Genomic DNA, 10,305 nt, shown 5'->3' with positions numbered 1-10,305 from the left:
GATGCGTTTCGACACGCGCCTGGTGCACGGGGGCCGTGGGGTCACGCCGGGCACCGGAGACGTGGTGCCGCCGATCCACGTCTCGACGACGTACGAGCGGCGGGCGCAGGACGACCCCCGCTACTTCTACGGGCGAGGAGAGAACCCGACCCGGGAGCAGCTGGAGGAGTGTCTGGCCGAACTGGAGGGGGCGCGGTTCGCGACCGTCCTGTCCTCTGGGCAGGCCGCCGCGGCGACCGTGCTCGCCCAGCTGCGCCCGGGGCAATGCCTGGTGAGCACCGACGACGTCTACTCCGGCACCGACGCGTTGTTCGAGCTGGCGGCCCGGCAGGGCGTCCGGGTGCGCTACGCCGACCTGACCACGCCCGAGGGGATCGACAGTGCGTTGGACGTTCCGGATGTCGCGCTGGTCTGGGTCGAGACGCCCACCAATCCGTTGCTGAGCGTGGTGGACATCGCCGAGGTCGCCGGCCGGGCGCACGAGCGCGGTGCCCGGCTGGTGGTGGACAACACCTTCGCCAGTCCGGTGCTCCAGCGCCCGCTGGACCTGGGCGCGGACGTCTCCCTCTACAGCACGACGAAGTCGATCGCCGGGCACGCCGACGTGCTGGGTGGCGCTCTGGTCTACCGGGACGAGGAACTGCACGCGTCGTACCGGTCGTACCGGACGGCGGCCGGCAACGTGCCGGGCGCGCTGGACTGCTTTCTGGTCCGGCGGGGCCTGCACACCCTGTCGCTGCGGGTGGCTCGGCAGGTGGCGAACGCGTGGGCGCTGGTCGAGCGGCTCCGGGCCAGCCCGGTCGTCGGGAGGGTCCACTACCCGGGGCTTGCCGAGCATCCGCAGTACGCGGTGGCCAAGGCCCAGATGACCGGGCCCGGTTCGATGGTGTCCTTCGAGTATCTGGGGGGCCCGTCGACGCGGCTGCTGGACCGGTTCGCGTTGTTCTCCTGCGGGGTCAGCCTCGGCGGTGTGCACTCCCTCGTGGAGTGTCCGGCGCTGATGACGCACCGGCCGGTGCCCGCCGAGGTCCGTGCCCGCCGGGGCATCGGTGACTCGCTCATCCGCCTCTCGGCCGGTATCGAGGACGGCCGCGACCTGGTCGAGGACCTGTCCCGGGCGCTCGCAGACGGTGGCTGACCCGGCCGGGCCGACCGCCTCCACCGCGACGAAAGGGGTTTTCGATGACCATTCCCGGTGTCGACACGACGTTGCCCGTCGTCCGGGAGCTGCCGGCGCCCGGCAGTTATCTGTGCGGGCTCACCCACGACGGTGAGGTCTTCTGGCACTCCGATCAGGAGGCCGGAGAGATCTACGCGCTCGACCCGGCCACGGGGGCGGTGGTACGTACGCTGTCCTGCCGCCGGGTACGGGCGGACCTGACGGTGGGTGGCGGGGCGCTGTGCCAGGTCGGTGGACGTCCGAAGCGCATCCTGCTGATCGACCCGACCAACGGGGAGGTCCTCGCCGAGCGGGAGGTTCGGCCGCCGAGTGGCCGGCTCTGTGGTGTCGAGACCAGCGGCGTGATGATGTGGATGGGCCTGCGTGGCCCGTCGGTGGTGCAGCTGCGCGATGTCGAGACGATGACCGTGCGCCGGGAGTTCGCGGTGCCCGGTACGCCCTCCGGCCTGACCGTGGCGGGGGACGTGGTGATCTACGCCGACTTCGAGGCCGCGCTGCTGCGGGCGGTGGACGGCCGGGACGGCAGGCTGCTCGGGGAGGCGCTCGTCGATGGCCGGCCGGTCGGTCTGACCTGGGACGGCGCGTTGGTCTGGTACGCCGACTTCGCGGGTCGCCGGCTGGCGGCGGTACGGCTGCCGGACCTGCTGGCCACCGAGGCGTTCCTGGGCGAGGGGGTCGGTCAGCGTGGAGCGGATCGGCCGGCGCCGGGCTCGGCGACGTAGTCGTTGGAGGCGTACCAGTCGCTGCGTCCGGTGGGCAGCAGGTCCAGCACGTTCCAGACCGGGCTGAGCAGGTCGATGCCGCGCTCGCCGCCGTCCGGGAAGCTCGCCGGGGCGGAGTAGAGATGGCGTACCCGCTCGCCCTCGGCCCGCAGCACACTGACCATCGGGCGTTGTGTGCCGTCCGGGTACTCGGCCCGGATGTCGGCGTTGAACGAGGTGCCGTGGCTGGAGACGATCCGCAGGCCGGCCCAGCCACGATTGCGCGCCCACGCCCGCAGCTTGGGCAGCGGTGCCTTCGCCACCACCGCGACAGCGGTGTGCCGCAGCAGATGCGGCAGGACGCCGTGGAAGCCGTCGACCCACATCGAGCACATCGGGCAGGCCTCGGTGGCGTCCGGGGCGAACATCAGGTGGTAGAGGAAGAGCATCGGGTGTCCGTCGAACAGCTCACGCAGCCACACGTCGCGGCTCGGCTCGGCCCGGTCCAGGTCGGCGGGGCCCTCGGTAAACCGATAGTCGGCCAGCAGCGGGCCGGGCGGCAGGGCACGGCGGGCGGCGGCCACCCGTTCGACCTGGTCGCGCAGCTCCTGCTCGGCATCGGCGAGTCCGCGCCGCGCCGCCGCGTACGCCTCGTCGGCACCCACCGGCCAGCTCGGTGGTGGGGTGGCTGGGTCGGCCTGGCTCATGTCGGCTCCCCTTCGGACGATCCGGCGCTTCGGCGAAGGCTACCGGTGGGAGAGCGAGGCTGGGGCGCCGCGCCGAGGGCATGGCGCTTGAAGAAGAGGTTGTCGTTGGCGCGTCTTCAGGCCGCAGCAGCCGACGTTGCCCAAGATACTTACTAATCATATAGTTGGCGGAGTCGATTTTCGCGGGCGAGGAGACAGCATGACGGTCGTGCAGTTCGACCCGGCAGGCTTCAAGGCCGAGCAACGCGACACCTGGAACGCGGTCAGCGGCGGGTGGGAGTTCTGGCGGGACCGGTACGAACGGGCCGCCGCGCCGGTGACCGCCTGGCTGCTGCGCGCGGCCGGACTGCGCCCCGGCCACCGGGTGCTCGACGTCGGCTGCGGCACGGGCGAGCCGGCGATCAGCGCCGGACGCCTGGTCGCCACGACCGGCCGGGTCCTCGGCATCGACCTCGCCCCGGAGATGGTACGCCGCGCCCGGATGGCCGCCGCAGGTCTCGACCATCCGATCGACTTCGTCGAGTCCGACGTGGAGTCACTGGACCTGCCACCGCACTCGATGGACGCGGTGCTCAGCCGCTGGGGCCTGATGTTCGCCGTCGACCGGCACCGCATGTTGTCCGACCTGTGCCGCCTGCTGACCCCCGGCGGCGTGCTGGCCGCGGCGGTCTGGGACGCCCCGGCGGCCAATCCGATGACCGCGCTGGCCTTCCGCGCCCTCGGTGCCGAACTGCCCGGCCCGCCACCGCAGCGACCCGGTCCGTTCAGCATGTGCGACGCCACGCGTACCCGCGAGGAACTGGTTGCCGCCGGCTTCGTCGAGATCACCATCGAGTCCGTGCCGGTCTCGATGCGGTTCGCCTCGGTCGACGAGTACCTCCAGTACGCCCGGGACGTGACACCGCCCGGGCTGCTGCGTGCGGTGCGGCAGCACCTCGGCGGTGACGGCGAACGCGCCGGGTGGGACCGACTGGCCGAGGCCGCGGCCGGGTACGCCGACGGCGAGGGCATCGTGTGCCTGCCCGGTTCGGCGCTGTGCCTGCGGGCGCGCGGCGCACCCGACGGGGCGACGCCGGGGAGGACTGGATGACGACCAGAGCCGAGAGCCCGTCCGACCGGGTCCGACCGTCGGCGCGGCACGACCGCCTGCTGAAAGTCGCCCAGGCGTACGTGGACGCCGCAGCCGCACGGGACGAACTACCCCACCGGGACCTGTCCCGGCTGTCCCGCACCCGGGTCCGTGTCGATCCGGAGTTTTGCCGCGAGGTGGCCCGGCACTTCGACCGCGCGCCTCGGCGCGCCCTCGACGCCGACCTCGTCGCCCGGTACACCCGCTTCACCGAGGAGACCCGGCGCCACTTCGCGTTGCTCGAACCGGCCGGGCTGCGGGTCGTGCCGTGGCAGGGACCGGGGCAGCCGTACCGTGGCGCGGCCGAACTGATCGACTCCGTGGACCGTACGGGCGTGCTGTACGTCTATCTCACCAGCGACGGACACGGTCCCCACGGGCCGGCACCGGACCATCCGCTCTGTGCGCCGTCGGGCGTCACCGTCGACGGCGTCGAGCTGCTGCACAACGACATCTTCCGGGCCGTGCACGACGTGTTCGGGCACGTCCTGCACGGCGCGACGATGGGGGTGGCCGGGGAGTTCCGGGCCGCCTACGGCCACCTGGCGATGTACTCGCCACTGGTGCACCCGGTCGTCTTCACCGAGCAGGTCAGCCAGATCTGCTGGTTCTTCCACGGGCCGCACCTGGCGGACCGGACCGGGCGGTGGCCCCGCCGCGGCGCGCCCGGCTGGATTCCGCCGACGGAGCGGCCCTACCCGGAGCAGAAGTTGTTCCCCTGCCCACCGGGTTTCCTCGACCGCTTCATCGCGAGCTGCACGGAGGAGTCAGGATGACCGACACGACTGCCCATCCCCTGGAATCGGTGCGGGCCGAGTTCCCGTTCCTCGACCACGCCGAACATCGCCCGCAGCTGGCATACCTGGACAACGCGGCCACCACCCAGAAGCCCCGATGTGTGCTCGACTCGCTGGTCGACCAGTACGTCACCGCCAACAGCAACATCGGCCGGGGCTTCTACGAGTTGAGCCGCCGGGCCACCGGCCGGTACGAGCAGGCGCGGGCGACCGTGCGCCGCGTCCTCAACGCCGCCTGTGACGAGGAGATCATCTTCACCCGGGGCACCACGGACGCGACGAACCTGCTCGCCGAGACCTTCGCCGCGCGGATCGTCGGCCCGGGAGACGACATCGTGGTCAGCGGCATGGAACACAACTCGAACCTGCTGCCCTGGCGGCGGTTGTGCGAGCGGCAGGGCGCCACCCTGCGGGTGGTGCCGACCGCCGCCGGTCGGCCCGTCCAGCCGGACGCCCTGGCGGCCGAGCTGAGCCCCCGGACCCGCCTCGTCGCGGTCACCCACGTCTCCAACGTGCTCGGCACCGTCAACCCGGTTCGGGACCTCGTCCGCGTCGCGCACCAGCGCGGCGTGCCGGTCGTCGTCGACGGCGCGCAGGCGGTGCCACACCTGCCCGTCGACGTACGGGAGATCGGGGCCGACTTCTACTGCTTCTCCGGTCACAAGGTGTACGGCCCAATGGGCTCGGGCGTGCTCTACGGCCGCCGCGACCTGCTCGTTGACCTGCCGCCGTACCAGGTCGGTGGCGGGACGGTGAAGGGCGTCTCCCACGATGCCCCGGTGTCGTACGTGCCGGTACCGGCACGGCTGGAGGCAGGCACCCCGGACATCCCCGCGGCGGTGGCGCTGGCCACGGCGTTGACCTGGCTGGAGGGCCTCGGTCGGGAGGCGGTACGGGCGCACGACGCGCACCTGGTCCGGTCCGCCGTGCAGGCGCTGGGCGACATCGAACGGGTGCGGGTCGTCGGCGATCCGGCGGCCGATCCGGCCGGCATCGTCTCGATCGCCGTGGACGGCCTGCATCCCTACGATGTCGGCGGTCACCTGGACCGGCACGGCATCGCCGTCCGCTCCGGCGTGCACTGTGCCAGCACCTTCCTCGACGACCTGGGGTTGGTCGGAACCGTACGGATCTCCTTCGCGGTCTACAGCACCGTCGCCGAGATCGACCGGTTGGTGGCCGCGCTGCGCACCGTGCGGGCAGGGGAGTGGACGACGCACCACCCCGGGGTCCGCTTCCGGTGACCACTCCGGCCCCGGCCGTCGAGCCGGGATTCGACACGCTGCCGGTCGACGACCTGGCCGACGCGGCGTTGCGGCAGGCTCGCCGTGGTGGCGCGACGTACGCCGACGTCCGGCTGCGGCGGGTCCGTGTGTTGCGCGAGCGGGTCCGCGACGGCCGTCCGGAGAGTAGCCAGGAAAGCGTGGAGACCGGTGTCGGGGTGCGGGTTTTGGTGGACGGCACCTGGGGTTTCGCCGCCGGGGTCGAGCTGTCCCCGGGCGGGGTCGGCGCGCTGGCGGCCCGCGCCTGCGCTCTGGCCCGTACGGTGCGACCGTTGCGGGGCGAGCCGGTGCGTCTCACTGCCGAACCGGTGCCCGCACCGGTGGCCTGGCAGTCGCCGTACGAGGTGGATCCGTTCGAGGTCCCGGCCGCCGAGCGCACCGCGTTGCTGGCCGATTGGTGTGGGCTGCTACGCGACGGCGGCGCGCACCTGGCCGAGGCGTACCTACAGGTCTTCCGTGAGTCGACGGTGTACCACGACAGCGAGGGCCGGCGGATCCGGCAACGGCGCATCTGGCTGCACCCGATGGCGTTCGGCTTCCGGATCGACGCCGGCGACGGGACGTTCGAGGCGATGCGGACGCTCGGGCCGCCGGCGGCCCGAGGGTGGGAGTACCTGACCGGCACCGGCTGGGACTGGGCCGGCGAACTGGCCCGGATGCCCGACCTGCTGGACGAGAAGGCCGCCGCCCCGAGGCTGGAGCCGGGACGGTACGACCTGGTGATCGACCCGACCAACCTGTGGCTGACGATCCACGAAACGGTCGGCCACGCCACCGAACTGGATCGGATGCGCGGTCGGGAGGCGGCGTTCGCGGGCAGCTCCTTCGTCCGGCAACAGGACGTCGGTGTCCTGCGCTACGGCTCACCGCAGATGACGGTGGTGGCCGACCGGACAACCCCGCACGCGCTGGCGACCGTCGGCTACGACGACGACGGGGTGGCCGCCGGCTCCTGGCCGCTGGTCACCGAGGGCCTGCTGGTGGGGGTGCAGCACGATCGGCAGACCGCGGGTGCCGCCGGACTGGACCGCTCGACCGGCTGCGCGTACGCGGAGTCCTACCGGCACCTGCCAGTGCCCCGGATGCCGAACGTCTCGCTGTGCCCGGCACCGGACGGCCCGGACACCGACGAGCTGATCGGTCGGGTCCGCGACGGCCTCTACGTCGTCGGTGACAACAGCTTCTCCATCGACATGGCCCGGGTGAATTTCCAGTTCACCGCCCAGCGATTTCACCGGATCCGCAACGGGCGGCTGGTCGGCCAGGTACGCGACGTCGCGTACACGGGCACGACGCTCGACTTCTGGCGATCGCTGGAGGCGGTCGGTGGTCCGCAGACCTGGCTGATGTCCGGTGCCGGCCAGTGCGGCAAGGCCCAGCCGCTCCAGATCGCCGCGGCGGGGCACGGCTGCCCGTCGGCACTGTTCCGGGCGGTGCCCGTGACGGACACGCGGACGGGGGCGACGGGATGAGCACGCCGGGGCCGCAGGAGACCATCGAGATGGCCCTCGCCGCTGCTCGGGGCGACGCCACCGTGGTGATCGTGGAGTCCGGCGTCGACCGTTACCTGCGGTGGGCCGACAGCGCGCTGGTGGCGGCCGGCGACGCGGACGAGTATCGGGTGTCGGTGGTGTCGGTCGTCGGCGGCCGGGTGGGCGCGGTGTCGGTGTCCGGCCGGGTGGGTCGGGCCGAGATCGTCGACGCGGTGGATGGCGCGGAGGCCGTGGCCCGGCAGGCACCGCCGGCACCGGACGCCCGGCCGTTGCCGGAGCCGGGTGCGGCGTCGCCGCACTGGGACGACCCGGTCCGGCCGCTCGCGTCGGGCGTGCTCGCCGGCCTGGTCGAGCAGCTCTCGACCGGGTTCGCGCGGGCCGATCGTCACGGCCAGGTGCTGCACGGGTACGCCGAACACCGGGCCCGGACGACGTTTCTCGGCACCTCCACCGGTGCGCGGCTGCGGCATGACGGATCCGCCGGGCACCTGGAGTTGACCGCGCGTGACGGGCACGGTGCTCCGGTGTGGACCAGCGCCGTCACCGATGACTTCACTGACGTGTCGGTGGCCGGGCTTCAGGACGATCTCGACCGGCGGCTGCGTTGGGAGCGGCGGCGGGTCGACCTGCCACCCGGCCGGTACGAGTGCCTCGTGCCGCCGAGCGCGGTCGCCGACCTGATGAACTACGCGTACACCACGGCGGGTGCCGGGGCGGCGGCGCAGGGCCGGACGGCCTACAGCCGTGCCGGCGGCCGTACCCGGATCGGGGAGACGATCGCCGGGGTTCCGTTGACCCTGCGCAGCGATCCGAGGGCCGAGGGGTTGCGTTGTGCGCCGTTCCTGGTGGCGGCGGCGTCGAGCGGGGCCCGGTCGGTCTTCGACAACGGCCTGCCGCTGGGCCCGACCCGCTGGTGGGAGCAGGGGCGGTTGCGCTCGCTGGTGCACACCCGGCACAGCGCCGAGGAACTGGGCATGCCGCTGACCCCGCTGGTGGAGAACCTGATCCTCGAAGGGCCGCCGGGCGGCGGTGCCGAGGCGGACCTGATTGCCCGCACCCGCAGTGGCCTGCTGCTGACCAGCCTGTGGTACATCCGGGAAGTGGACCTGGCGACGATGGCCCTGACCGGGGTGACCCGGGACGGCGTCTACCTGGTCGAGGACGGCGAGGTCGTCGGTGCGGTGCACAACTTCCGCTTCAACGACAGCCCTCTTGCGATGGTCAGGCGTGCCACGGAGGTTGGGCGCACTGTGCCGACCCGGGCGCGGGACTGGGGCGACGCGGTGGCGCACGTGGCCATGCCGATGCTGCGGGTGCCGGACTTCCCGCTGACCGCCACGACGGGTGCGGTCTGACGGTCGCCGGTCGAGCTTCCCGGTAGAGAAACCGATAGCACTTCGCTGGACTGGTGTGTGGGCCAGTCTCCGCCCTACCTCGTACTCAGGCTTCAACCATGCGTGAATTGGGACATTATTTCGCTAATGATCAATCGAGGTCGATTGACGAGCACTTTAAAAATCGATAGCGTCCCGAGTAGTGGTCCTCCGGTCGTGAGGCGTCACAGAGGCGTCACCGCATCCGGGGCATACAGGGAGGTGGAGCCGTGACTGACACGGCGAGAGAGACCTACGAGTCACTCAACATCGAGCCGAAGCCGCTGCGGCCGCACATCCTGGCGGCGGCGACGGTCGTCTTCGGCGACGACTACTACGGTGGTCGCCGGGAGACGATCAACATGTCGGGCTTCGTGCAGATGAACAAGTGGCCGATGCAGGGGTTCAAGCACACCGTCGACGAGGACGGCACGGCGAGCTTCGGCCTGGAGCTCATCAGCGCCCCCGAGGTCGGCATCAAGGGGTTCAGCTACACGCTCAACGACCGGATCCAGATCCTGTCGAACCCCTACCTGCCGAACACCGGTCACATCAAGCAGATCGTGCCCGGCAAGAACTTCCCCGCGGAGTTCTACATCCGGCGGTTCGGCATCCTGGAGACCAGCACCATGCGGCTGGCCCACCGGGGTGTCATCGGCGTCAAGGGGATCGTTGACGGCCTGCCGCCGTACAAGACCCCGCTCACCACGCCGCTCCTCGGTCGCCCCTACGGTGACGAGGGCGAGGTCATGCTGGCGCACAACGTGGTCGGAGGCACCAACCTGCCGGCCGCGTGGTACCCGGCGAACGACGAGAACGAGGCCGTCGGCAACACGCCGAGCGCCTTCTTCGCGTCGAGCATCGGCCCGTGCGTCTCGATGCTGGTCGACCCGTCGATCATCATCCAGGCGTCGACCGAGGCGAAGATCAAGGTCGAGGTCAACGGCCGTACCGAGGAGATCGAACTCGCTGGCGACTACCCCTTGGCCGCCGGCGCCGAGATCCTCCTCTTCGGCCCGGAGAAGCACGACCAGGGTTCCGGCGTGTTGGCCCAGCTTGCGCGGGTAGCGCTGGTGGGCAACAGCCCGGCTCTGGGTGGCAAGGTCATGCTGCGGGCCAGCTTCTTCACCGTCTCGGGCGGCCAGCTCGGTGAGGGTACGGAGGACAGCCTGAGCGCCCTGCGCTACCCGGGTGAGCTGCACTTCGACGCTCACTTCGAGCTGGTCACTCCGTCGGCGACGCTGTACGCGGCGGCTCCGGTGCACCTGGCCGGACGGCTCAAGGACCTCGAGCCGACCGGCACGGTGCTGACGGCCGACCACGCGGACGCCGCCCTGCGCACCTCCGGCGGCGACGTCCAGGCACGCCTGACCGGCGTGCAGATGAAGCTGGCCGACGCACTGGTGGGCTCCGAGGCCTACGTCAGCGCGTGACGGTTGGTCTAGTCCGGTAGCAGACGTCGCCCCGGGTGCCCTTCGTCACCCGGGGCGACGTCACTCTTCAAGGGTGGCGGTTATGTTCGAGCGGTTCACCGACCGAGCGCGACGGGTTGTCGTCCTGGCCCAGGAAGAGGCCCGGATGCTCAACCACAACTACATCGGTACGGAACACATTTTGTTGGGCCTGATCCATGAGGGTGAGG

10 protein-coding genes are annotated in these 10,305 nt (G+C 71.4%); 9 read left to right on the top strand and 1 reads right to left on the bottom strand.

The features are described 5' to 3' along the window. Position 1 precedes the first annotated feature (1 nt). Together IEY61_RS20800 and IEY61_RS20795 are read left to right on the top strand one after the other, a co-directional pair. Positions 2–1,138, top strand: a complete 1,137-nt coding sequence (locus IEY61_RS20800) for a trans-sulfuration enzyme family protein (protein ID WP_189046876.1) — start codon at positions 2–4, stop codon at positions 1,136–1,138. 44 nt (positions 1,139–1,182) lie between these two features. Next, entirely contained in the window at positions 1,183–1,902 is a 720-nt protein-coding gene (locus IEY61_RS20795; protein ID WP_229706229.1) for an NHL repeat-containing protein, read from the top strand. Here the strand turns inward: IEY61_RS20795 and IEY61_RS20790 are convergent. After that, positions 1,860–2,588, bottom strand: coding sequence for a DUF899 family protein (locus tag IEY61_RS20790; RefSeq protein WP_189046874.1), 729 nt, complete (start codon positions 2,586–2,588; stop codon positions 1,860–1,862). The genes IEY61_RS20795 and IEY61_RS20790 overlap by 43 nt on opposite strands. A 199-nt stretch (positions 2,589–2,787) precedes the next feature. Here IEY61_RS20790 and IEY61_RS20785 point away from each other — a divergent pair, with 199 nt between their 5' ends. The 7 genes from IEY61_RS20785 to IEY61_RS20755 form a co-directional block, all read left to right on the top strand. Next, positions 2,788–3,678 (top strand): class I SAM-dependent methyltransferase, encoded by an 891-nt coding sequence (locus tag IEY61_RS20785; protein WP_189046872.1) that lies wholly within the window; start codon positions 2,788–2,790, stop codon positions 3,676–3,678. Beyond that, positions 3,675–4,493 carry a crotonobetainyl-CoA--carnitine CoA-transferase gene (locus tag IEY61_RS20780; protein ID WP_189046870.1) on the top strand — a complete coding sequence of 273 codons (819 nt, stop codon included), beginning with the start codon at positions 3,675–3,677 and terminating at the stop codon, positions 4,491–4,493. The genes IEY61_RS20785 and IEY61_RS20780 overlap by 4 nt, the downstream gene beginning before the upstream one ends. Next, positions 4,490–5,758 (top strand): cysteine desulfurase, encoded by a 1,269-nt coding sequence (locus IEY61_RS20775; RefSeq protein ID WP_189046868.1) that lies wholly within the window; start codon positions 4,490–4,492, stop codon positions 5,756–5,758. The genes IEY61_RS20780 and IEY61_RS20775 overlap by 4 nt, the downstream gene beginning before the upstream one ends. Continuing rightward, entirely contained in the window at positions 5,722–7,269 is a 1,548-nt protein-coding gene (locus IEY61_RS20770; protein ID WP_189046865.1) for a TldD/PmbA family protein, read from the top strand. Before IEY61_RS20775 ends, IEY61_RS20770 begins: the two co-directional genes overlap by 37 nt. A 23-nt stretch (positions 7,270–7,292) precedes the next feature. After that, positions 7,293–8,645, top strand: coding sequence for a metallopeptidase TldD-related protein (locus IEY61_RS20765; protein ID WP_189047028.1), 1,353 nt, complete (start codon positions 7,293–7,295; stop codon positions 8,643–8,645). A 248-nt stretch (positions 8,646–8,893) separates the two neighbouring features. Beyond that, the gene (locus IEY61_RS20760; RefSeq protein ID WP_189046863.1) at positions 8,894–10,096 is read left to right on the top strand and encodes a DUF6004 family protein; all 1,203 of its coding nucleotides are present in this window, start codon (positions 8,894–8,896) and stop codon (positions 10,094–10,096) included. Positions 10,097–10,178: 82 nt separating this feature from the next. Beyond that, positions 10,179–10,305, top strand: a 127-nt coding sequence (locus tag IEY61_RS20755; protein WP_146605600.1) for a Clp protease N-terminal domain-containing protein, incomplete at its 3' end; no start/stop codon positions are given.

This window comes from Micromonospora sonchi (assembly GCF_014646235.1).
In the GTDB taxonomy this organism is placed as follows: domain Bacteria; phylum Actinomycetota; class Actinomycetes; order Mycobacteriales; family Micromonosporaceae; genus Micromonospora; species Micromonospora sonchi.
This window is presented reverse-complemented; position numbering and strand designations above follow the sequence as displayed.